This window comes from Pseudoalteromonas sp. MQS005, from assembly GCF_001661605.1.
GTDB classification, from domain to species: domain Bacteria; phylum Pseudomonadota; class Gammaproteobacteria; order Enterobacterales; family Alteromonadaceae; genus Pseudoalteromonas; species Pseudoalteromonas tetraodonis.
Genome location: NZ_LYRQ01000034.1, coordinates 23,881 through 48,421 on the forward strand (window position 1 = coordinate 23,881; position 24,541 = coordinate 48,421).

At 39.6% G+C, this 24,541-nt stretch carries 22 protein-coding genes; 10 read left to right on the forward strand and 12 right to left on the reverse strand.

Going from position 1 to position 24,541, the window contains the following annotated elements; genetic code table 11:
• The first annotated feature begins 150 nt into the window (after nucleotides 1-150).
• From A9479_RS12640 to adk, 7 genes are all read left to right on the forward strand, one after another.
• Entirely contained in the window at nucleotides 151-546 is a 396-nt protein-coding gene (locus tag A9479_RS12640) for a hypothetical protein (RefSeq protein WP_064663586.1), read from the forward strand.
• Nucleotides 547-817: 271 nt separating this feature from the next.
• Nucleotides 818-1,033 (forward strand): hypothetical protein, encoded by a 216-nt coding sequence (locus A9479_RS12645; RefSeq protein WP_197487256.1) that lies wholly within the window; start codon nucleotides 818-820, stop codon nucleotides 1,031-1,033.
• A gap of 66 nt (nucleotides 1,034-1,099) precedes the next feature.
• Entirely contained in the window at nucleotides 1,100-2,320 is a 1,221-nt protein-coding gene (gene corA, locus A9479_RS12650; protein ID WP_231485819.1) for a magnesium/cobalt transporter CorA, read from the forward strand.
• 91 nt (nucleotides 2,321-2,411) lie between these two features.
• Nucleotides 2,412-2,846, forward strand: a complete 435-nt coding sequence (locus A9479_RS12655; protein ID WP_028835069.1) for a hypothetical protein — start codon at nucleotides 2,412-2,414, stop codon at nucleotides 2,844-2,846.
• A gap of 180 nt (nucleotides 2,847-3,026) precedes the next feature.
• A complete protein-coding gene (locus tag A9479_RS12660) occupies nucleotides 3,027-3,740 on the forward strand; it encodes an RluA family pseudouridine synthase (protein WP_064663587.1) in 714 nt (237 codons plus the stop codon).
• Nucleotides 3,741-3,870: 130 nt separating this feature from the next.
• A complete protein-coding gene (htpG, locus tag A9479_RS12665; protein WP_028835071.1) occupies nucleotides 3,871-5,784 on the forward strand; it encodes a molecular chaperone HtpG in 1,914 nt (637 codons plus the stop codon).
• A 362-nt stretch (nucleotides 5,785-6,146) separates the two neighbouring features.
• Entirely contained in the window at nucleotides 6,147-6,791 is a 645-nt protein-coding gene (adk, locus tag A9479_RS12670; RefSeq protein ID WP_013465187.1) for an adenylate kinase, read from the forward strand.
• A 75-nt stretch (nucleotides 6,792-6,866) separates the two neighbouring features.
• Here adk and tpx read toward each other — a convergent pair whose 3' ends face one another.
• Complete coding sequence (gene tpx / locus A9479_RS12675) at nucleotides 6,867-7,448, reverse strand: thiol peroxidase (protein WP_064663588.1); 582 nt, start codon at nucleotides 7,446-7,448, stop codon at nucleotides 6,867-6,869.
• A gap of 221 nt (nucleotides 7,449-7,669) precedes the next feature.
• On the opposite strand from tpx, the gene A9479_RS12680 reads away from it, so the two are divergent.
• Entirely contained in the window at nucleotides 7,670-8,674 is a 1,005-nt protein-coding gene (locus A9479_RS12680) for a response regulator (RefSeq protein ID WP_013465185.1), read from the forward strand.
• Between the two features lie 6 nt (nucleotides 8,675-8,680).
• Nucleotides 8,681-9,652, forward strand: a complete 972-nt coding sequence (locus tag A9479_RS12685) for a diguanylate cyclase (protein ID WP_013465184.1) — start codon at nucleotides 8,681-8,683, stop codon at nucleotides 9,650-9,652.
• A gap of 10 nt (nucleotides 9,653-9,662) precedes the next feature.
• Here A9479_RS12685 and A9479_RS12690 read toward each other — a convergent pair whose 3' ends face one another.
• The 5 genes from A9479_RS12690 to A9479_RS12710 all read right to left on the reverse strand — a co-directional run bounded on the left by A9479_RS12690 (nucleotide 9,663) and on the right by A9479_RS12710 (nucleotide 16,111).
• On the reverse strand, nucleotides 9,663-10,544 hold the full coding sequence (locus A9479_RS12690; protein WP_013465183.1) for a universal stress protein: 882 nt from the start codon (nucleotides 10,542-10,544) through the stop codon (nucleotides 9,663-9,665).
• A gap of 5 nt (nucleotides 10,545-10,549) precedes the next feature.
• Nucleotides 10,550-12,064 carry a SpoVR family protein gene (locus tag A9479_RS12695; protein ID WP_028835074.1) on the reverse strand — a complete coding sequence of 505 codons (1,515 nt, stop codon included), beginning with the start codon at nucleotides 12,062-12,064 and terminating at the stop codon, nucleotides 10,550-10,552.
• Nucleotides 12,065-12,082: 18 nt separating this feature from the next.
• Nucleotides 12,083-13,366, reverse strand: coding sequence for a YeaH/YhbH family protein (locus A9479_RS12700; RefSeq protein WP_064663589.1), 1,284 nt, complete (start codon nucleotides 13,364-13,366; stop codon nucleotides 12,083-12,085).
• 31 nt (nucleotides 13,367-13,397) lie between these two features.
• Nucleotides 13,398-15,320 carry a PrkA family serine protein kinase gene (locus A9479_RS12705; RefSeq protein WP_013465180.1) on the reverse strand — a complete coding sequence of 641 codons (1,923 nt, stop codon included), beginning with the start codon at nucleotides 15,318-15,320 and terminating at the stop codon, nucleotides 13,398-13,400.
• Between the two features lie 209 nt (nucleotides 15,321-15,529).
• Nucleotides 15,530-16,111 (reverse strand): superoxide dismutase, encoded by a 582-nt coding sequence (locus A9479_RS12710; RefSeq protein ID WP_010388603.1) that lies wholly within the window; start codon nucleotides 16,109-16,111, stop codon nucleotides 15,530-15,532.
• Between the two features lie 264 nt (nucleotides 16,112-16,375).
• On the opposite strand from A9479_RS12710, the gene A9479_RS12715 reads away from it, so the two are divergent.
• Nucleotides 16,376-16,714 carry a Grx4 family monothiol glutaredoxin gene (locus tag A9479_RS12715; RefSeq protein ID WP_008113155.1) on the forward strand — a complete coding sequence of 113 codons (339 nt, stop codon included), beginning with the start codon at nucleotides 16,376-16,378 and terminating at the stop codon, nucleotides 16,712-16,714.
• Between the two features lie 201 nt (nucleotides 16,715-16,915).
• On the opposite strand, the gene A9479_RS12720 is transcribed toward A9479_RS12715, so the two are convergent.
• The 6 genes from A9479_RS12720 to A9479_RS12745 all read right to left on the reverse strand — a co-directional run bounded on the left by A9479_RS12720 (nucleotide 16,916) and on the right by A9479_RS12745 (nucleotide 24,173).
• Entirely contained in the window at nucleotides 16,916-18,220 is a 1,305-nt protein-coding gene (locus tag A9479_RS12720) for a PAS domain-containing sensor histidine kinase (RefSeq protein WP_064663590.1), read from the reverse strand.
• Nucleotides 18,220-19,548: a sigma-54 dependent transcriptional regulator gene (locus A9479_RS12725; RefSeq protein ID WP_064663591.1), complete on the reverse strand. Its 1,329-nt coding sequence runs from the start codon at nucleotides 19,546-19,548 to the stop codon at nucleotides 18,220-18,222. Before A9479_RS12725 ends, A9479_RS12720 begins: the two co-directional genes overlap by 1 nt.
• A gap of 85 nt (nucleotides 19,549-19,633) precedes the next feature.
• Entirely contained in the window at nucleotides 19,634-20,839 is a 1,206-nt protein-coding gene (locus A9479_RS12730) for an ABC transporter permease (protein ID WP_028835078.1), read from the reverse strand.
• Between the two features lie 14 nt (nucleotides 20,840-20,853).
• The gene (locus tag A9479_RS12735; RefSeq protein WP_064663592.1) at nucleotides 20,854-22,167 is read right to left on the reverse strand and encodes an ABC transporter permease; all 1,314 of its coding nucleotides are present in this window, start codon (nucleotides 22,165-22,167) and stop codon (nucleotides 20,854-20,856) included.
• A gap of 3 nt (nucleotides 22,168-22,170) precedes the next feature.
• On the reverse strand, nucleotides 22,171-22,881 hold the full coding sequence (locus tag A9479_RS12740) for an ABC transporter ATP-binding protein (RefSeq protein WP_013465175.1): 711 nt from the start codon (nucleotides 22,879-22,881) through the stop codon (nucleotides 22,171-22,173).
• 35 nt (nucleotides 22,882-22,916) lie between these two features.
• Entirely contained in the window at nucleotides 22,917-24,173 is a 1,257-nt protein-coding gene (locus tag A9479_RS12745; RefSeq protein ID WP_028835080.1) for an efflux RND transporter periplasmic adaptor subunit, read from the reverse strand.
• Between the last annotated feature and the right edge of the window lie 368 nt (nucleotides 24,174-24,541).

Consider the following 24,541-nt stretch of genomic DNA (forward strand, 5'->3'; position numbering starts at 1 on the left):
AAAATTAACAATAAATAATACCTCGTGAGCGTGTTAGCGCACCGACCAAGTAAATGAACGGCTGTAAGTTAAAGCATTGCCTTTTGAATATAACGTAATAACTAAGCGACTTATTTTAAATGATGAGCTTTAATCGACAGGGATTTTATCATGAACAGTGATATACCGTATTTGGCTTTACAGACCGTAAGCGTGTTTTTTAAAGCTTATTTAAAGCGTCGTATTTTAGCGTTTATCAAAATCATCGTTATGGCTAGTTTGTTATTGAGTATTAACAGTGCATTTGCTGAAACAGCAAACGATATTAATAAAGATGCTAGCCAGGCATTAGCTAATTTATATAAATCCAACAAGGTTGCTGATGAGTTATCAAAAAGAGCGGTCGCGGTTTTAGTTTTTCCAAATATTATTAAAGCGGGTTTAATATTTGATGGTAGTTATGGGGAAGGAGTATTAGGGTCTGTTGATCTTTCAAGGTTGAATTTGCAGCAGTTTGTTTGGTATTTAGGCAAGGCAGAGCCTATGTGGTGTGGTTATTCCCCATAAATAGGCGATAACGTAGCATCAATGCCAAACAGGCGCTGCTCACAGGGTTCTTCCTAGGGGCTATTTACTCTTTGTTGCTCGGTTTTGACTTAGCCCACTAGGTTACAAACCTCGCGCCGCGATTAAACAGCCCCTAGTTTGAACAAATTTTAATCCGAAAAGATCAACAGACCCTAATTAAAAAGGCGAATATATTGGTTATTACAACTCAGTAGGTGGGCCTTGGGGCCCCCAAGCCGGGGCACAATCATATAGCTATGCGATTTTATTAATGACAGATAAAGCGACAAAGTACCTTGAGGACTCCCGAGGTTGGGAAATTGGGGTTGGGCCAACAATGGTTGTTATAAATGAAGGCGCTGCTAAAAACCTCTCTTCGTCTACGTTCAAAGATGATACTTATGCATACGCGTTCATTTTTGATCAACAAAGCTTCATGCTTGAAGTGAGTATTGAAGGCACTAAGATTTCGCAGATAAACCGCTAAATTAAGTGCTTAATAACTTAATTAAGGTGCGTATCGGCATCTAACAATGTAAAAACTGAGCTGATTATGAAAGTACTTAACGATGTTATGCAAGCCATAAAGCGTGTCAGGGTACTCAATGGTTCGGTATCAAAGCAAAGCGCTAAACACCAAAGAGCAACCACGGGTATATCTCATGTTACTGCATCAAAAAAGCATAAGCGCAAGGTTGTTCCCGGGCAATTAGCAGGCATTGAGCATATTGGCGATATTATGACACCGCCAGCAATAGGCAGTGTTGATATTACCTATACTGACTACAGTGAAGCCCAAATAAAAACCGGCGACATTAGTGATATTGAAGCATTTTTAAAAGTGCCTCAGCCTGACTGGGTTAAAGTAAGGTGGCTGAATGTAAGTAACACACATCCTTATGTTGTAAGGCTATTTCAGCAACACTTTGGTTTTCATACCCTAACAGCCGAAGACGTATTACACGTTCCTCAGCGTCCCCGCATTGAGTTTTTTGATGATCATTTATTTGTAGTGTTGCGGATGTTAACACTGGGAAATGACACAAAAGAAGATGATTTAATTAATCCTACTCTTAACATTGAGCAGGTGAGTTTGTTTTTATACGACGGCGTAGTGCTTACCTTTCAAGAAGAGCCAGGAGATGTATGGCAACCGATTCGAGAGCGTTTAAAAACACAAAGTCGGCGTATCCGAAAAAATAATACGGGGTACCTACTGTATGCGTTGCTTGATGCTGTTGTTGATCACTGCTTTCCGGTGTTGGAACAATATGGTGAGCGACTTGAAGACTTAGAGCTTGTCACGCTTGAAAAGCCCACACCGCAAGTGTTGCACCAAATTCATCGGATCAAACGTGAACTTGCCTTGTTACGACGTATTGTATGGCCGATGCGAGAAGTTATCGATCAATTATATCGTGAAGAGGGAGGCAGAATTGATGATGCTACACGTCCTTATTTAAGGGATGTGTATGAACATAATATTCAGATAGTTGAAATTATCGAGTCATATCGTGAAATGGCCAGTGGTTTAACAGACTTATACATGTCTGCAATGTCTAACCGAATGAATGAAATTATGAAGCTACTTACCATTATGTCATCGGTTTTTATTCCATTAACTTTTATTGCGGGTATTTACGGTATGAACTTTAAATATATGCCGGAGTTAACGTGGTATTGGGCTTATCCCGCTATTTGGGGGATTTTTGTTTTGTTAACTATCGTCATGGTGTTTTATTTTTGGCGAAAAGGATGGTTAAGCAAGGCGTAACTTAATAAATAACCTGAACAAATACACAGCGTTGGTAGAGCTAAAAATTACCAATAGCGCTACACCTTAAATATGTAAAGAGGAAATAATCATGAAAACGTATTTTGCACTAATACTTATAATTACCTTGAGTTCTTTTACGGTTATGGCACATGAAAATGAAAACCGAGAAAGTAATCGTCAGATGATGATGGGTGAGATGATGAAACACCGTGGCCACCTTAATATGGAGCCTAGAATGCAAGAAATGATGTTAGTGATGAAACAAATTGGCAGTGAAAATAATCAGCAATCACGTGATTTACTGATGCAAAAGCACATGAAATTAATGCGTGAAAATATGCAACTGATTAACGATACCAGCCAATACAGTGACGATATTGAAGATATGTCATCAGCCCAGATAAGTGAGCGCATGCAAATGATGGAAGAGCGTACTAAGGTGATGCAGTTGATGATGGAGCAAATGCTACACCATAGTAATTACAGCAATGTGCGAGCTCAAACAACAGACAACCCGAAATGAACAGGTGGCTAGATAAGGTTATATTGCTGTGCTGAGCAACGTTGCCTTATATGGGCTAGAGAATTACCATGACGTATTCTTAAAAAATGATTAAAATGATCATCAGGCAAGGCTACAAAGTTTTTCCTAGTAAAAAAATGGTTAATTTAATCATTTTGAGTGTTTATCAAGGAATAGTGTATGTCTGATTTTAGCCCATCGGCTAATGACATTATTGATGATTTTGTTGCGCCTGTTTGTCAGGGCGAAGTGGAAATAATCTATCAAGATGAGGCGCTTTTAGTGATCAATAAACCTAGCGGTTTATTGAGTTTGTCGGGTAAAAACCCACTAAATTGGGATTCCGTTCATTATCGCTTAGTCAATGGTCAACAGGGTAAAACAGCCGCCTTTGCAGAAGCAAAGTTACCTCATCGATTAGATTTTGGTACCTCAGGGATCATGCTGGTGGCACTCAATAGTGAGTCGGCAAAAAACCTCAATCAACAATTTCAAAGTCACACCATAAGCAAACGCTATGTCGCTATGTTGCAAGGAAAAGTGTGCGATAACCACGGACAAATAAATTACCCGATTGCTAAAGACAAACTCTATTTTCCTCGTGTTAAGTTATGTAACACCACAGGCAAAGCGGCCTTAACACACTACACAGTACTCAAGCGTTTTATACAACCAATCAAGACGTTAGTGCAATTTACCCCCGTTACTGGTCGAACGCATCAATTACGTATTCATAGTCATGCAATTGGGCATCCTATTTTAGGCTGCGATTTGTATAAAAGTGAACAGAGTGAGCAGATGGCGTCGCGTTTGCAGTTACATGCCAGCGATATATACTTTCATCATCCAAGCACTCAAAAGCCGATGCATTTACACTGTGCTAGCCCATTTTGAACAGATATTGTTTTTTATAATATTGTTGTTTTTTGCTGGCAGCTTTTTTTACTTTTTTCCCTTGAAGTTCTGACACCTCCCCCCATATTAAGTGCATAACGCAGACACTTTGCAAATTGGAGATACATAAATGACTGCAGCACAAAAAGAAACATTAGGCTTTCAAACAGAAGTAAAACAATTACTAAACTTAATGATTCACTCGCTTTATTCTAATAAAGAAATATTTTTACGTGAGCTTGTATCAAACGCATCTGATGCAGCCGATAAATTACGCTTTTTAGCGTTATCAAACGGCGACTTATATCAAGGTGATGCTGATTTACGTGTACGTATTAGTGCTGATAAAGAAGCCAATACGATAACCATTTCTGATAATGGTATTGGTATGACACGTGATGAAGTGATCAGCTCTTTAGGTACAATTGCAAAGTCGGGTACCGCAGAGTTTTTCAAAAACTTAACGGGCGACCAAAGCAAAGACTCACAACTTATTGGCCAATTTGGTGTGGGCTTTTACTCAGCGTTTATTGTTGCTGATGAAGTGACAGTGCGTACCCGTAAAGCAGGGGAGACAACGGCTGTAGAGTGGCAATCAAAAGGTGAAGGTGAATACACGCTGCAAGAAATTGAAAAAGAAGGCCGTGGTACAGACATTATTCTACACCTACGTGAAGAAGAAAAAGAGTACGCAGACGAATGGCGCCTTCGTAGCATCGTGACTAAATACTCTGATCATATCTCTACACCAGTACAAATGTACAAAGCAGAAGTACCAGAGTCTGAAGGCGAAGACGGTGAAAAAATTCCAGCAGTTCCTGGTGAGTGGGAAAGCATTAACCGCGCTACGGCATTGTGGACGCGTGATAAGTCTGAAATCTCTGAAGATGAATACAAAGAATTTTACAAGCATGTAAGCCATGACTGGGAAGATCCACTTAGTTGGGGACATAACAAAGTTGAAGGTAAAACTGAATACACCAGTTTGTTATACATTCCGAAAAAAGCGCCGTTTGATTTATGGAACCGCGAGCGCCAAAGTGGCTTAAAATTATACGTGCAACGTGTATTCATTATGGATGATGCTGAGCAGTTTATGCCAAGCTACCTGCGTTTCGTTAAAGGTCTATTAGATTCAAATGATTTACCACTAAACGTATCGCGTGAAATACTTCAAGATAACAAAGTGACCCAAGCTATCCGCAAGGGGTGTACGTCGCGTATTATTAAAATGCTTGAGCGTATGGCGAAAAACAAAGCCGATGATTACCAAACGTTTTGGAATGAATTTGGTCAAGTAATGAAAGAAGGCCCAGCAGAAGATGCGGCTAACAAAGAGAGCATTGCTAAGCTATTACGTTTTGCTTCAACGCATACCGATTCAGACACTCAAGATGTATCGCTTGAACAATACATTGAGCGTATGAAAGACAGCCAAGATAAAATTTACTATGTTGTTGCTGACTCATTTATTGCAGCTAAAAACTCACCGCATTTAGAAATTTTCCGCAAAAAAGGCATTGAAGTTTTACTACTAAGTGACCGTGTTGATGAGTGGATGATGAGCCACTTAACTGAATTTGCAGACAAGCAATTTCAATCAATTACTCGCGGTGATTTAGATTTAGGTGACTTAGACGACGAAGAAACTAAAAAAGCACAAGAAGAGTCTGAAAAAGAAGTTGCAGGCCTTATTGAGCGTATTAAAACCGCATTAGGTGATGATGTTAAAGAAGTACGCTTTACACATCGTTTAACCGATTCGCCAGCCTGTGTGGTGAGCGATGACAATGATATGAGCTCGCAAATGCAAAAGTTGATGGAGTCAGTAGGTCAAGCAGTGCCAGAAGCTAAACCTGTGTTTGAGCTAAACCCTGAGCACCAGATTGTTAAGCATTTAAATGATGAGCAAGACGAAGATAAATTTGCGCAGTGGTCACATGTATTGCTAGATCAAGCATTACTAGCTGAGCGCGGTACGCTTAAAGATCCAACTGGATTTGTCACTCGCTTAAATAAACTTATGCTTGATTTAAGCAAATAAGTATTAAAAATCAATGATTGAGTAAAAAGGGAACGTTTGTTCCCTTTTTTTATGCGCTGGAGCATAGAGTTTATTGATTTTTAAAGGTTAAATTTGCTGCATAGGCGCTGCCCGAAGGGGTCTGTCTGCCTACATGGATGGTGGCAAATGGCGTGAGCAGGACGCAGAAGCTTTGCTCGATTTTTACTCAGCCTACTAAGTTGCAAACCTTGCGCCGCGATTAAAGTGCCCCTAGTTTGCACAAATATTAATCCGCAAAGGCCAATAGACTCTAGACAATTAGTATAAGTTACTTGAGTATCTGCGGCGCTTGTGGAAGAATTCAGACTTTAAAATAAACTCTCATATTAGGGGACAATGATATGCGCATTATTCTTTTGGGCGCGCCGGGTGCAGGTAAAGGTACTCAAGCTCAGTTTTTAATGGATAGATACGGTATTCCACAAATTTCTACCGGTGATATGCTACGAGCTGCAATTAAAGAGGGCACACCACTTGGCCTTGAAGCAAAAAAAGTAATGGACGCAGGTCAGTTAATTTCTGATGACATCATCATTGGCCTTGTTAAAGAGCGCATTGCAAAACCTGATTGTGAGAAAGGCTTTTTACTTGATGGCTTCCCACGTACCATTCCACAAGCTGATGCAATGAAAGATAATGGCGTTGTCGTTGATCACGTTATTGAGTTTGATGTTGCTGATGAAGTGATTGTTGAGCGTATGGGTGGCCGTCGTGTTCATCCTGGTTCTGGTCGTGTGTACCATGTTGTTTACAATCCACCAAAAGAGGAAGGTAAAGACAACGAAACAGGCGAAGAGCTTATTATCCGTGCGGATGACACAGAAGAGACAGTTCGTAAACGCTTAGGTATTTACCATGAGCAAACAATGCCATTGGTTGACTACTATCAAGCAGAAGCGCAAGCTGGTAATACGCAGTACCATAAATTAGACGGTACTCAAGCGGTTGAAGCAGTAAGCAAGCAACTAGCTGAGCTTTTAGGTTAATTTTTATCTAAAATTAAAAGCATAATTAAAAAAAAACCGCTTCATAGCGGTTTTTTATTATCTGAAATTCGACCTTTAAAGCGTTTTAAGCTTTTCAATAACGCTATCGTATTCAGGCTCGGTTGATAAGCTACTAACTAATTGTTTATATATAACTTTATGGCTTTTATCGAGAATAAAAACAGCGCGAGTAAGTAACCCCATATCTTTAATTATTAACCCATACTTTTGGCCAAAATCACGCCATACAGAATCAGAAAGTGTCGTAACTTTATCGATATTTTCTGCTTTGCAAAAACGTTTTTGTGCAAAAGGTAGGTCGGCACTAATCGTTAACATGGCTACGCCAGGAAACTGTTGCGCTACTTTTTCATTAAAATGTTTTGTTTGCAGGCTACAAATGCCAGTATCTAAGCTTGGTACTACGCTTATCAATACAGCTTGCCCTTGGTAATTTTCTAATGTAATGGCAGTAAAACTGTCGTCGACCACTTTAAAATTTGGCGCATCAGCACCGATTTTAAGGCCTTGGCCTAGTAACGTAACAGGTTTACCTTGCGCTGTTACTTTTCCTGCATCTAAGGTGTTTTCAGGTAACTCTGATGCAAAACTAGTGCAACAAAACAGGCTCAATGCAAAGGCTAATGAACGACGCATGGATTTTTTCCTTTTAAGAATTAACGTAATAGTGGTGAGTGTATTATACTGTGATGGAGTTACCAAGCAGAATAATTGACGCGTTTATTTTTCCCTAAAATTGTAAATAAGCAATACTTTGATTACTATGTGTATATAAGAAATAGGTATTAATTAATAATATCCGTGCCTTTATTTTTTGCGGTGTCAGCGTACAACAAGTTTTAAAATAGAGAGATAATATGTCAACATCGGTTTTAATTTGTGATGATTCAAAACTAGCTAGACGTCAATTAGCTCGCTCTTTACCCGATGATTGGGATATTAAAGTTGAATTTGCATGTGACGGTGTAGACTGCATAAAACAAATAACTAAAGCCCAGCCTGAAATTCTTTTCCTTGATTTAAATATGCCAGAAATGGACGGTTATGGCGTGCTTGCTGCAATGAAAGAGCAAGGGCTCGACGTCCTCACCGTTGTGGTATCAGGCGATATTCAACCGAGTGCGCATCAACGTGTGCTTGAGCTTGGCGCCATAGATTTTATTCAAAAACCGTGTTCCCCCGAAAAGCTTGCTGCCATTATTGAACATCATGGTATTAGAGATAGAGCACTGCGTGAACGCATGTCTCACTCGTTAGGTGAACAAGTTGACCCTGATGTTCGTGATATATATCAAGAGCTGACTAATGTTGCCATGGGTCAGGCGGGAGATTTACTGGCAAGACTGCTTAATGTCTTTGTTAAGTTACCCATTCCTAATGTTAATGTTTTAGAAGTCAGTGAGCTCAACATGGCGTTAAGCTCTGTTGATACCAATGATACTACATCGGGTATTTGCCAAGGCTTTATAGGCGGCGGAGTATCTGGCGAGGCATTATTACTTTTAAATGACTCTAGTTTTAAAGAAATAGCCTCACTGATGAATTACGAAGGTGAACTAAACGACAAGGTTGAGTTAGAGTTGCTAATGGATGTAAGTAACATTTTAATTGGCGCTATTTTAACCGGCTTGTCAAAACAGCTCGACATGACCTTTAGCCAAGGGCATCCAATAGTTTTGGGGCAGCATCGGGACGTTTCTGAACTTGTTCAGTCGAATAAGTCGCGCTGGCAACGGACTCTAGCCATAGAAATAAGTTACGGTATTGAAAATCATGATATTAGTTGTGATTTAATGTTGCTCTTTACTGAAGATTCACTGAAAACTTTGAAATACAAAGTTGCTTATCTACTAGAAGATTAAATATTTATGCCAGCTGATTTAGATTTGAATGAAATCCATTGGTTAATGGATATGTTTAATACGGTTGATGTCGGTCTTGTTGTACTCGATCGAGAATACAAAGTGCATGTATGGAATGGTTTTATGGAAAATCATTCTGGTTTGTTACCGAGCGCTGTAAAAGACAAAGACTTATTTGATTTATTTCCGGCCATTGATGAAAAATGGTTTAGAAGTAAATCTGAGTCAGTGTTTGTATTAAAGAATCGTTCATTTACTATTTGGGAGCAGCAGCCGTATATTTTTCGTTTTAAAAACTACCGACCAATTACCGGTAAAGCGGACTATATGTATCAAAATGCCACGTTTATTCCACTTACCAATGTGCGAGGCGAAGTCGAGCATATTTGTATTATTATTTACGATGTGACAGATATTGCGGTTAACAAAAAAGAACTAGAAGAGTTAAATAAAAAACTAGAACAAGTAAGCCAAACAGATAGTTTAACCCAGCTTGCCAATAGAGGGCATTGGGAGCACTTACTGCACCAAGAATTTTTACGAACGAAGCGAAACGAAGGTTGTTGCTCGTTATTAATTTTTGATATTGACCACTTTAAAAAGGTAAATGATGATTTTGGACACAGTGCTGGAGATGAAGCACTTCGTCATATAGCGAGTTTACTGAAAACTGCATTGCGTGAAACAGACATTGCTGGGCGATACGGCGGTGAAGAGTTTGTTGTTACTTTATTAGATACCGATAAACAAGGGGCGATTGTATTTGCTGAACGTTTACGCCAATTAATTGAAACCTCTCCGGCGAAATACAATGAGCACACGGTGCATATGGCCATTAGTGTGGGTATTGCGTGTTTTGATGATCAGTTTAAAGATCACGAACGCTGGATTGAAGCTGCCGATAAAGCGCTTTATCATTCAAAAGAAACAGGTCGAAATAAAGTGTCGGTATACGCTGATATAAAAAATGATGCTTAGGCATCATTTTTTAATTGGGGGGTAAAATAAGCAAGTCAGTTTTAAGTAAGCGCATTATTTTTTCTGCAGTATTACCAATGAGTTTTGCTTTAATTCCTACATTCCCAACAGATCCTATAATCACTAAATCAGCATTGAGCTTGGCCGCTAAGCTTGGGATCACCTGCTCAGGTAAACCCGCTTTAATATAAAGTTTGTCGCGTAAGTTATTATCAATAATGAGTTGTTGCTGTGATTGAGGTAATTTCTCAAAGGCATTGACTAGTTGCTCTTCTGAAAATACTAAGCCTAAATCTCTTAATATTGGAGAAATATACACTGTGTAGCCGGCATAAAATTCACAGTCTGTTCGCTGTGCGTATGCTAGGCCATATTTAATAATTGACTGATTAAGTTTATGTTTTGCGGTTTTTTCGCTGGCTAAATCAAGTGCGGCGAGTATGTTGGTATGCTTGCGCCATTTGTTATCTGCCGCTAAATACAAAGCGATGGGCGTAAAGCGGATAAGTTGCCAATCAAGTTCACTAAATTGGCTGTCGCTGTCGATATGGCGTGTTTTTATCACCATTTCGTAATCATCAGTATTAATATCTTCGTTAAGCCACTGCTCGGGGGCTTCATGCCATGCGGTTTGAAAGGTATAACTGCAACCCTCCAGTTCTGCGCTAATCAGTGGCTCCAACTGTGCCCTTAATGATGAAAGGCATTTATCTTGGAGTGAAAGCAATTGTTCTGGCGACAGAGAAAATAAAATATTGCCGGTTTCTTCAAAGCTAAATGCAACAATATCAATATGTTTATTGCCTTGCAGCGCTTTTTGTTTAGCATGCTGCAATGACGTTTTTGCAAATTCAACCGAATCAATCAGTACAAGAAGCTTTTTTTTGTCCATTATTTTTACTCTGTTGTATGGCGTGAATCATCAATTGGACATTGACCAATGGTTGAAATCTCACCAGAATTTGACTCCTGTTCCAGTTTTACCTTAAAGCCCCATAGTCTGTAAAGGTGTTTTAATACCTCCCCATGGGAGTTAGCCAGTGGAACGGCATTATGAGGTACATATCGTAGGGTTAAAGAGCGGTCGCCGCGTAAGTCAACATCGTAAACTTGTATGTTAGGCTCATGATTACTAAGGTTATATTGTGCAGAAAGTGCTTCTCTAACCGCTTTGTAGCCATTATCGTCGTGAATAGCGCCTATTTCTAAATGTGGGTTACTAGCATGGTCGACTATGGTGAATAATTTAAAATCCCGAATCAGCTTAGGGGATAAAAATTGGCTAATAAAACTCTCATCTTTGAAATTTTGCATTGCAAAGTGCAGTGTCTCGAGCCAGTCACTGCCTGCATGCTCAGGGAACCAGCGTTTATCTTCTTCTGTTGGGTTTTCACAAATACGACGTATATCAACCATCATATTAAAGCCCAGTGCATAGGGGTTAATACCTGAGTAATAATCGCTATTGTATGGAGGTTGGTACACAACATTAGTATGGCTTTGTAAAAACTCCAACATAAATGAGTCGGTTAGTTTTCCCTCATCATATAAATGGTTCAAAATAGTATAGTGCCAAAAAGTGGCCCAACCTTCATTCATTACTTGGGTTTGTTTTTGCGGATAAAAGTATTGTGATATTTTTCGCACTATCCTGACGATTTCTCGCTGCCATGACTCGAGTAAAGGGGCATTTTTTTCAATAAAGTACAGAATATTTTCCTGTGGCTCTTGAGGGAAGTGGCGTTCGTGTTTTTTTGACTCTTGCTGTTGAGAAGGAATGGTACGCCATAATTCGTTAACTTGTGATTGCAAATACTCAGCCCGTTCTTGCTGACGCTTTTGCTCTTCAAATAACGAAATTCGTTGTGGACGTTTGTACCTATCAACACCGTAACTCATTAATGCATGACATGAGTCGAGTATGCTTTCTACTTCGGAAATACCGTACTTTTCTTCACAGCGGCTAATATAGTTTTTAGCAAACAATAAATAATCAATAATTGAGCCTGCATCAGTCCAAGTTTTAAATAAATAATTCCCTTTAAAAAATGAGTTATGCCCATAGCAAGCATGTGCCATAACCAGTGCCTGCATCGGAAGGGTGTTTTCTTCCATTAGGTAAGCAATACAAGGGTTGGAATTAATCACAATTTCATACGCAAGTCCCATTTGGCCGCGTTTATAATTTTGCTCCGTTTGAATAAATTTTTTACCATACGACCAGTGAGTGTAGCCAATGGGCATGCCTACACTTGAGTAGGCATCCATCATTTGTTCTGCGGTGATCACTTCAATTTGATTAGGGTAGGTGTCTAGCTTATAGTGCTCAGCCACACGCGCTATTTCGTCTTGGTATTGTTGCAATAGTTCAAAGGTCCAATCGGGCCCATCACTTATTCGATTATCTTTCATAATGCTACCTCGCTTTGGCTATGCAGCCCCTTGCTGTTGACGACCTTTTTTAAATAGCTCCCTAAATATAGGGTAAATATCTTCAACACTTTGGATATGCTGGATGGCAAAATTACTGTTCGTTTGACTAATGTTTTGATACTCGCGCCATAAACTTTGATGAGCACGTGTGGTAATTTCTATATAGGCAAAATAGCGAACAGCTTTAAGTATTTTATTACGTAAAATGTGTCCACATTGGGGCGTGTCATCGGCCCAATTATCACCATCAGAAGCTTGTGCTGCGTATATATTCCATTCATCAGCATTATAGCGCTCAGCTATTATTTCATTCATCAGTTTTAGTGCACTTGAAACAATGGTACCGCCTGTTTCTTGTGAATAAAAAAATTCTTGCTCATCAACTTCTTTGGCCTGGGTATGATGGCGAATATATACAACGTCGATGTCTTTGTAGCTGCGAGTTAAAAACTGATAAAGCAAAATGTAAAAGCGTTTTGCCATGTCTTTTGTTGCTTGATCCATTGAACCTGACACATCCATAATACAAAACATCACCGCTTTACTAGTTGGGTGTGGTTGTTTGTCGTAGTTACGAAAACGTAAGTCGTAATTATCGATAAAGGGCACGGTTTTTATTTGCTGTTTGAGTGTGTCGATTTCTTTTTGTAATAAGGCCACAGCGGCTTTATCACAGTGTGGTTGTTCAAGCAGCAGTGCTAGTTGCCCCTCAAGCTCGCTAAGGCGGCGTTTTTTACCTGCGGTCATCGCAATACGACGAGCTAGAGAGCCTTGTAATGAGCGCACTACATCAATATTACTGGGCATACCATCACTGCAAAACCCAGCGCGATGGGTTTTCATTTGCACTAGCTTATCAAGCTGATTTTCTTGCAAATTAGGGAGTTCTAAATCCTCAAATAACAAATCAAGGTATTCATCTTTAGAGATAGAAAAAACAAATTCATCTTGGCCTTCGCCAGAGTCACTTGCTTCACCTTCGCCTGCGCCACCGCCTTTGCCTCCTTTAGGGCGTTCTATTTTGTCGCCAGTAGAGAACTGATCGTTCCCAGGGTGTATTTGCTCTCTATTGCCGCCTCTACCTTGATGAAAAGTAGGTTCGCTAATATCACGCTGCGGAATAGAGATACTCTCTCCAGAGCTTGAATCAGTGACACTGCGTTTATTGATCGCATCAGACACCGCTTCTTTGATCTGCTTTTTATAACGCCTAATAAAACGCTGGCGGTTAACTGTGCTTTTGTTTTTGCCATTTAAACGCCTGTCGATAAAATGCGCCATAATGACCTCCTAAAAACTGCAATTATGAAGGTTATTGCGATTTTCTAACCCGTAAATACCACTCAGATAGCAAGCGCACTTGTTTTTGCGTGTAGCCTTTTTCAACCATACGATTAACAAAGTCCTCATGCTTTTGCTGATCTTCAGCTGATGTTTTTGCATTAAATGAAATAACAGGGAGTAAGTCTTCCGTGTTTGAGAACATTTTTTTCTCAATAACCGTGCGTAGTTTTTCATAACTTGTCCACAGCGGATTTTTGCCATTGTTATGAGCGCGAGCACGCAGTACAAAGTTAACAATTTCATTTCTAAAATCTTTAGGGTTTGAAATACCTGCAGGCTTTTCTATTTTTTCAAGCTCAGCGTTGAGTGCATCACGGTCAAATAATTGTCCTGTATCAGGGTCGCGGTATTCTTGATCTTGAATCCAAAAATCAGCATAAATAACGTAGCGGTCAAAAATATTTTGGCCATATTCTGAATATGACTCTAAGTACGCGGTTTGTAGCTCTTTACCTATAAACTCAACATATTGTGGAATTAAATAGCCTTTTAAAAAGCTTAAATAACGTTCTTCAACCTCGGCACTAAATTGTTCACGCTCAATTTGTTGCTCAAGCACATAAAACAAATGCACAGGGTTGGCGGCCACTTCGGTAGTGTCAAAGTTGAATACTCGCGATAAAATCTTAAACGCAAAACGGGTTGAAAGACCGGTCATGCCCTCATCAACACCAGCATAATCACGATACTCTTGATACGACTTCGCTTTTGGATCGGTGTCTTTAAGGGTTTCACCATCGTAAACTCGCATCTTAGAGTAAATACTTGAGTTTTCCGGCTCTTTTAAGCGCGAAAGAGTGGTAAATTGGGCTAAAATTTTAAGTGTACCTGGCGCACAGGGGGCGTTGTAAAGCTCACTGTGTTCAATAAGCTTATCGTAAATTTTAATTTCTTCGGTCACTCGTAAGCAATAAGGGACCTTAACAATATAAACACGGTCTAAAAAGGCTTCGTTGTTTTTATTGTTTTTAAAGGTTTGCCATTCTGATTCATTAGAGTGGGCGAGTATCATGCCGTTAAATGGCAGGGCGCTTATGCCTTCTGTGCCGTTATAGTTACCTTCTTGGGTAGCTGTTAAAAGCGGATGTAACACTTTTATGGGGGCTTTAAACATTTCCACAAATTCCATTAAGCCTTGGTTGGCTAAACATAATGCGCCTGAATAGGCATAAGCATCAGGATCATTTTGTGCAAAGTGTTCAAGTTGACGAATATCGACCTTACCAACAAGAGCAGAAATATCTTGATTGTTTTCATCTCCGGGCTCTGTTTTAGCAATCGCAACTTGATTTAAAATTGATGGGAAGCGTTTAACCACTCTAAATTGACTAATATCACCATTAAATTCTTGTAAACGTTTTGCGGCCCATGGCGACATTACCGTTTTGAGGTAACGAGACTTAATTCCATATTCTTTTTCGAGTAGGCTGGCATCTTCAACGGGATCAAATAATGACAGCGGATGGTCATTAACCGGGGAGCCCTTAATTGCATAAATAGGCACTTGTTGCATTAAATACTTTAGCTTTTCAGCAATCGATGACTTACCGCCACCCACCGGACCAAGCAAGTAAAGCACTTGTTTACACTCTTCTAATCCTTGCGCGGCGTGTTTTAGATAAGAAACAATTTGCTCAATGGCGTCTTCCATACCATAAAAATCGGCAAATGCAGGGTAACGTGCAACAACACGGTTCGAAAATAAGCGACTTAAACGAGTATCGGTAGCGGTATCTACCATTTTAGGCTCGCCAATGGCCATCAGTAATCTTTCAGGAGCACTGGCATAAGCAGACTTATCGGTTTTACAAATTTCTAGAAACTCAGCAACACTGTACTCTTCTTCTTGTGTTGATTCATAACGTGCTTGGTAGTGATCAAAAATAGTCATAATGACCTCCGAAACCTACTTGGAAAATGTATTCACTATTTAAAGTCTAGTCACGAATTTAAATTTTTGTGCAATAAAATTAAAAATTTATATGAAAAATGATCATGATGCACTTTTAGAAAACAACCTACGTATAACCCTAATCAAATAAAGTAGCGGACATAAAAAAAGACGCCTAAGCGTCTTTTTAAAGATTAGTTTAAAACTAATTATGCGAAGTTAGCGTTCGCGAATTCCCAGTTAACGAGTGACCAGAAACCTTTAAGGTAATCTGGACGCACGTTACGGTAATCAATGTAGTATGCGTGTTCCCATAAATCCACGGTTAGGATTGGTGTAACACCTGCATCTGTTAATGGTGTTGCAGCGTTAGATGTATTAACGATGTCTAGTGAACCATCAGCTAGTTTAACTAACCAAGTCCAGCTTGAACCAAAGTTATTTACTGCTTTGTCGTTTAACGCGTCTTTAAATGCGTCAAATGAGCCCCATTTAGCGTTAATTGCATCAGCAATTGCACCTGTTGGAGCGCCACCGCCATTTGGAGATAGGCTGTTCCAGTAGAAAGTGTGGTTCCAGATTTGAGCAGCGTTGTTAAATACACCGCCTTCTGAAGAACATACGATCTCTTCAAGTGATTTACCTTCAAACTCAGTGCCTGGGATTAAACCGTTAAGTTTAGTCACATAAGTGTTGTGGTGTTTACCATGGTGAAACTCTAACGTTTCTTGCGAAATATGTGGCTCAAGTGCATCAATTGCATACGGTAGTGACGGTAGTTCAAATGCCATTTTTTATCTCCATCTTCTTTTGGTTGATAGTCTATTTAGTAATACGTAATGCCTGCGCAAACAGGGCACTTATCTATACCAAACAGGAATATAGTGTTACTATAATTGTTGAGTATTTTACTCAAGTTTTAGCAAACAGCAATGCTCTTGCTAAAGCTATTTAAGATTGAGGCTTTTATTGCCTATGTTAATCTATATATCTGAGGCCACAGTGAAACTTTTTCAAGGCCTAATGTGTTCGCTATCGTCATTTTGAGGTTGTAAATGGAAACCATCGATAAAATTAAACAGCAAATTGCTGAAAACCCAATCATCTTATACATGAAAGGATCACCAAAACTGCCTAATTGTGGTTTTTCTTCACAAGCATCACAAGCATTAATGTCGTGCGGTGAACCGTTTGCATATGTGGATATTTTACTTAATCCAGACATTCGTGCAGAGCTTCCTGCTTACGCTAACTGGCCTACCTTCCCGCAACTTTGGGTTGAAGGCGAGTTAATTGGTGGCTGTGACATTATCATTGAAATGTTTCAACGTGGTGAATTACAACCACTGATCACTGAAACAGCTGCAAAGCATAAACCTGCAGACGCTGAATAAGCGTTTAGGTAAAAAAAGCTGCAATTTGCAGCTTTTTTTATGTCTATAAAGTATTTACTCATAGTTGCTTATACGATGACAGTACCGAATGAGTAGGCAGCTTTTCGCGGTTTTTACTTAGCTCACTAGGTCATAAACTTCAGAACGCGATTGTATCATTTCTAAATTGGATGAGTTTTCAGCCTTAAAGTTAAACAACTCTCAAGGTAAACTTACAAAAACACTGATCCCGCCGACGTCTCGATTGTGTAGGCTAATTTGCCCATGATGGGCTTCAACAATTTCTCGACACAGTGCCAAACCTAATCCACTTCCTGCCACCTTGGTAGAATAAAAAGGGATAAGCGCACTGGCCATAACTGTTTCACTCATACCTTTTCCTTTGTCGCTCACATTAATATGAGTGCCGAGGCTATCTTGTGTTACTTTTAAGCTGATATGCTCCGCTAGCGACTCTGATTCATGTGCGTTTTTCAACAGGTTAATCAGCAATTGTTCTATTTGGGTTTGATCGGCTTTTGTAGTGATGTCTTTTTGAAGGTCGAAATTAAATTGCCATTGGCTTTGTAATTGATCGAGTAATGAATGCCAGTCAACCGTTGTTATTTTAGGTGGTGGAAGTTTAGCAAACCTACCATAGCCTTGAACGAACTCGTTTAAATGCTTTATTCGCTCTTCAATGGTAGTGAAAACGCGCTTTAAACGAGGTTCATCCACTTTTTGCGTTAACAGTTGTGCACTATGTAACATGGATGACATAGGCCCTAGTGAGTTATTGAGTTCATGGCTAATGATCCTAATAACCTTTTTCCAAACTTCAACTTCTTGGCGGCTCAATTCGCGGGTCAATTGTTTAAAAACAAACAACCTATGGTGTTGGTTGTTAAGCAATAAGCGACCCATTGAAAGGTGCCATGTTTGCGGTTCTTGTTCTGTTTTATCAAGAATAAATAAACCATCTACGCCTTTATTAACGGCATTAATTATTTGCTGAGGGGCTTTAGACAATAATGCTGAGATTTTTTCGCCTTCAAGGGCTGTACTTGCATTAAAAAAATCTCTCGCACTGTGGTTACTATAAACAATAAAATCATTATCATTAACCAATAATACAGCTTGAGGGGAGTTTTGTAATACCTTATCAAGCATTAACTCTCGTTGGTAAACCCATTGTTTTTCTTGTCTTAATTGCTTTGCAGTTTGGTTATAAAGCAGGCACAAATGACCTAATTCATCATTATGGTTATAGGCCAGTAAAGTCGATAGTTCCCCATCCTTAAAATTTAATAAGCCAGTTTCTAATGAAGTAATACCTTGAACCAGTTTACCACTGAGTCGATGAGCCAATAAACTACTTAGAATGGCTGTAAAAATAACACTTAGTGCTGTTTTTATAGCGTCAACACCCAGCAGCCAACAACAGATAAAAACAGGGATCACAGAGGAAAATACACATACTAAAATCACTTTAGACGTTAAAGAGAAGCGGTATCTTGATTTTTTCATCAGTAGGCAATCTCAAACTTATCAAGGCGACGGTACAGTGCTTGTCTGCTAAGGCCAAACTCACGTGCTACTTTGGCAATCACCCCTTTATGTAAACGCATAGCATCCTCAATTTGTTGTTTGTTAGGCTCTACTTTTTGAGTGTGTGTTTGAGACGTAATAGGAGTTAAACCAAAGTCGTCGATGCTTATCTCACCGCTGGGTTTGAGCACACTGACACGTTTACATGCATTTTCAAGTTCACGAACATTACCGGGCCATGGGTGGGCTAAAAGTAGGTTTTCGCATTGTAAATCCAGCTCACGTTCTTCTAAAAAATGACGAATAAGAGGAAGTATGTCATCCGGTCGTTGGCTAAGACTTGGTAGGTTAAGTTCAATCACATTTAAGCGGTAGTATAAGTCTTCTCTAAACAGCCCTTTACTGATTGCATCTGTTAGGTTTTCATTGGTCGCTGATATTACACGGACATTAACTTTTCGAGTTTGGGTTGAACCTAAGCGCTCGAATTCTCCAGTTTGTAAAATCCGTAGGAGCTTCATTTGCCCTGATAAAGGGAGATTACCTATTTCATCTAAAAATAATGTGCCACCGTCAGCTGCTTCAAATCGACCAATCCTTTGTTTTGTGATCCCAGTAAAAGCGCCTGCTTCTGCACCAAATAATTCTGCTTCTATTAGTTGATGGGGAAGGGCACCTGCATTGACCGTAATAAACGCAGCATTTTGGCGAGGTGAGTTTGCTTGAATAATTTGTGCTATGCGCTCTTTACTACTGCCATTTGGGCCTGTTATTAATACTGAGACATCAGATTTGGCGACTTGTAATGCCATTTTAACTAATTGCTCCATGGCCGTACTGCGATAAATTAAACCTACTAAATTAGCATTTTCTAAAGATGCATCCCGCTCTTGCTGGTGGCGCAATAAGGTTTGATTTTGTTTTTTTGTCTTTCCTAGTTCAATTAGGTTTTTAACACAGGTAAGAAGCTTGGCATCATCCCATGGTTTTGGTAAATAATCAGCCGCACCGGCTTTGACAAGTTCAACGGCTGTTTCAAGCTCGGTCCATGCAGTGATCAGAATAATGGGCAGATGGGGATTTAGCTCTCTGAGTTGATAAAAGAGTAACTTTCCCTCTTCTCCTGAAGTTGTGTCGTTACTAAAGTTCATATCTTGAAGTACAAGTGCAATACGCTGGTATTGCACAATTTGAATAGCTTCAAATGGGCTATTTGCAGTAACCACTTTATAGTCGTGAATCTCTAGCAATAATGACAGAGCATCTAAAATTGCAGGATTGTCATCAACGATAAGTATTTTTTCCATGTTAATTTAATCGCTGTTTATTATTATTTAAATATTGAAAATGCTACACCGCGTTTAGCCAGTGTAGCATAGGTTGGGAGCTGTGCTATATGGTTCGGGTTGCGATACTCGGCGAAATATTTGCTGCGCGTTTAGCTGGGCCAAATACAGCCAAAAGACTCATTGTAAACACCATGATTGCCGTGACAGCAATATAACTTGATGGTAATGCCGCTATTGAAAAATGTTGCATTAATAACTGACCGAGTAAAAGTGCTGAAATAGCACCTAAAAATAAGCCAGCAATGCAAATCAGCGCATTTTCAACTAAAAAATAATTAACAATTGCAGATTTACGAGCGCCTAAAGCACGACGGGTTCCAATTTGCTTGGTACGTTTATTTATATTAAATAGCGTCAAACCAAAAATGCCCAGTGCGGTTACCAATACCAGTATGGTTATGAGCACAATTAACATACGCATCATCAATGTGTCTTCAGCCATGTATTGGGCTTTATCTTGGTCAAGGCCCCGAATTCGAATAATTACACGTTTGTTGTAATTTTCTAGCATCTCGTCTTCAATTCGTTTAGCAATATTTGCCCGCTCATTGGCTGCTGTGCGAACTAAAAAATTCCCCGAGATATTAGGATTTATATAAGGAATTAATGCGACATTATTTGGGCGGCTGTCTTTGAGCCATGGGCCTTTTGCATGTTTAATTACACCAATGACTTTCATTGGAATATCACCAAGGAATATTGTTTTTCCTAATCCATCTTCATCAGGAAATAGCTCATTTAATAATGCCTGTGTCACAATGGTAACATTGGCTCGCTGATCATTATCGTTAGTTACAACAACTTCGTCTTCTCTAAAATTGCGTCCAGCAATAAGTTCAACCCCAAGCGTGTTAATTGCATGATCATCTGTAAAAAAGTAAGCAGTTCTTGCAGAAAGCCCAGGCTCAGGGGCTGAATTTATACTAAAGTCAGAAGAGCTACCACTTCCCGATAAGGGGATGTTGTTTATATAGGCGGCGTCTTTCACTGCGGGTAAAGCTCTTAACATCGCTTCATCAAGTTCAAATTGTTGGTGGCTTTTGACATCTTTGCCAAAGTGCATGACATGAAAAGCAAGTATTTCATCTTCGGGGTATCCTGTATCCTGATTAAGATAAGTCATTCTATCTTGAATAATAAACGCTGCGTTACTGACAATAGCAGTAGTAATAGCTATTTGGATAAGTAACAGCAGCGCACCAACTTTAGATCGACACAGTGCATGGAAAATAGGTTTAATTTCTAACATCATAGTGTTCGTCCTTATTGGCTTTTTAGGTAAATTGCAGGATTGGTTTTACATACCAGCCAAGCAGGGTAAAGCCAAGCTATTATGCAGGTGCTAATTGCAATGAGTGGGGCGCTCAATAACATGGTTAAATCCATGGTCGCTAAGCTTTCGTAGTAGCTATAGCTTTGGCGAACACCCAATAAGCCAAACTGGGCAAGGACAATACCAAGTAGCCCACCTAATAGTCCTAGCATGGCGACTTCGATAATATGTTGCATAAAAATCTGTCGCTTACTGGCTCCAAGTGCACGGCGTACACCGACTTCTGGAGCTCGACGTAAAAATTTTGCAAGTAATAAGCCGAGAATATTCGCCAAACATACAGCCAAAAACATAAAACTAAGTGCGACTAAAATTTTGTTATCTTCACTGACCACGTTGTTATAGGCCATCCACTGGTTAACATCTCGAATACTGTAAGCTAACTCTTTGCGATTAAAACGACCAAGCTTTTGTTGCTCTTGCATGTAGGCTAATAAATAATTTTCATAATCATTTTTTTGTTGTTCGTTAGTTAATTCAACCCAGAATTGAATCCACACCATTTCTGACTGTAACTTGGCACTAAAGCTTCTAACATCCTCATGTTTCCAACCATTGGTATTCCCCCAATTACCAAGCTGTTTTGCTTCAAGAAGACTAAATGGCATAAAAAGTTGTTCAGGGTCATTAAATGAACCATTATTTAAATCGTAGTATTTGATGGTTAATGGCCAGTTTCTAGTAACCCCAACCACTTCATAACTCGCATCATCAAGGTAAATAATTTTACCCACTGAATTTTCGCCAGCAAAAAGCTTATTATTTAACTCTTCACTGATCACAACAACGGGAGCCGCGTTTTCTTCTTGCTGCTGAGACCATTTTTCACCATAGAGAAACTCAAGATCAAACATATTAAAAAATTCTGGGGTTGTTAGTCTTGCACTTTGGCTAAATGGTTTTACTGTGTCAGAATCTATGTAAACAGAGAATCCACTGCGCACCATTTTTAAACGCTGGCCACCTATTTCTGATTTATATAGGTTAGCAGCATCTTGATAAGTTAGTTGTTGCGGGAGGTTATCAGACGTCCACCAAGTGTGGCCATCATCCATTATTTGCAGCTGCACAGCATAGAGCTGGCTACTTTTATGCGCAATGGGATCCGCCGACATCATGTGATAAACGCTTAAACTGGTCATAGTGATGCCAATACCAATGGCAATCGCCAGTACCATTAAAAAGCTCACTAAAGGCGTGCGCTTGAAGCTGCGCCAACTTAAATCGAGGTAATGTAATAGCATGGCTTAGGCTCCAGCAACATTTTTAAGGTTTTGTGCACCTTGGTACAAGGTGAAATCGGCAAGTTGACCGTCGACAACTTGAATGTTCCGAGGGGCACGCCGAGCAAGCTCTGCATCATGGGTGACCATGACAATGGTTGCGCCATCACGATTTATTTGTTCAAGCAGCTCCATTACTTGACGAGCCATAAGGCTGTCGAGATTACCGGTTGGCTCATCGGCAAGTAAAAACCGTGGCTCGCCAGCAAGCGCGCGTGCTATGGCCACTCGTTGTTGCTGTCCGCCAGAGAGTTGCTGAGGCAAATGTTTTGCCCTAGAGGCAAGGCCAACTTGTTCTAAGCATTTTTCAATGCGACGTTTACGCTCTGCGGCTTTAATACCCCTATAGCGTAGCGGTACTTCAATATTTTCATATAAGTTTAAGTCAGGTATTAAATTAAACCCTTGGAAGATAAAGCCTATTTTTTGATTTCGACAATCTGCACGTTGGTTATCGTTTAACTTACCGACATCAATTCCATCAAGTAAGTATTCACCTGCGGAGAAGGGCTCTAACATTCCAGCGATATTTAAAAAGGTCGTTTTTCCTGACCCGCTAGGGCCTGTTACAGCAATAAATTCGCCTTCATCAACGTGCAGATTAAAGTCACGTAATGCATGGGTTTGCACCATTTCAGTTTGATATACTTTACTTATATTATTCATCTTTAACATGCTTTTTCCTTTTATTATTTGGTTCTACGCGATTGTTAGCGAAGTAATAACGTGTGTGTGTGTTTGAAACTGTTATAGCTTGAGATAATCAATTCATCGCCAGCTTGAACCCCTGAAATTAACTCAACCGCATTAATGCTGGTTGCACCAATTGAAATATCAATGAGCTGAGCTGTATCACCGGTAATTTTATAAACCTGTGTGCCGCCTTGTTGTAAAAATGCCCCACGCTTAACCTGTAAAACATCGTCACGATTTTCTAATAAAATACGTGCGGTTAATCGTTGGTTTTGTCTGATGCCCGTCATGTCTTTGTTAAAACGTACACGCGTTGTGACTTCTCTATTATTGACTTCTGGTGAAATGGCAGAAAGGGTACCCATCACTTTGCTAGCGCCCATTGTTATCTCTACGTCCATACCTAAACCAAGCTCATTTGCATAACTTTCAGGGACTTGTAGTTCTGCTTCAAAATTACTCAAATCAACTAAAGTCATTAATGGTTGGCTTTGTGTTACCACTTCTCTTTGTTGAACTAGTAAGTTACCTACAATCCCTGACACAGTGGCTTTAATTGTTAAGTTATTAACTTTGCGAAGTAGATCATCGACAATCAGTTGTTGACGAGTGACATCTCGTTTAGCGGCCTGTAGTTCAAAAGCAAGTGTATCTTTGGACAATTCAACTTCTTGCTCTGCATGTTTATAAGAAAGTTTTGCACGGGCAAGCTCATCAATGGCTTTTTCATGATCAATTTGACTGATCACATTTTTTTGCATTGACAAAGTCGCTCTGCGATTTTCTCTATCGGCAGCGTTTAATTCTACTTGTGCTAGATCAAGCGCTTTATTTAAGCTTAATGATTGGCGGCGTGCCTCAAGGTGTTTACGTTGTAGCTCGCCCTCAAGACGAGCTAAAACAGACTGTTGCTGCTTTAATTCGTTTGTGAGCTCGGGGCTCTCAACCATGGCTATTACATCATTCAGTTTGACTGAGTCACCAGCATTTACCTTCAATGAAACAAAGCCTCGTTCAGGGCTGTAAACTTTTGGTGCTCTGGCGGCTACAATTTTACCGCTGGCTGCAACATCACGTATTAGTGATTGGCGCACCACTGTGGCTATTTGTAGGCTTACTCTATCAACCGAGATAGTACCTTCTTGATCAGTATTTAATAATGCATATACACATAGAGCAACTAAGCCCACAGTAAATATAAACAGCCATATGTTTTTTTTAAAATTTATAGGTCGTGAGATTTGCGTGTCTTGCCCGCTAGTGTCTTTAATCATTATTTGTTCTCTTTGCTTAGTGTTTTTCAAACACAGTAATCATTAGCGAGGCAATAAACAGAATAATTGGTGAAATTAAAAATAAGCCAATAGTAAACATTCAAATGCCCTCAAAATTTATATAGTTATGGGATATTCGAATAGCGTGCCATTTTTTATCTTGTTGAATTTAATTACTTTTTATTTTTAAACTTTCTTTTTATGTGTCCGCGGACATAAAAAGTGTCCGCTGCGGGCACTTTTTTGATTTGGCTGTGGGGTGAGATTACCTCAACGTAAAGCAAAGAAAGTTGTTAATTAACCTGAGATCTGCTTAAGCGATAACTAGTGCGTTGAGCTCTACGTCAGTTAAATTAAGGTGTGGCTTA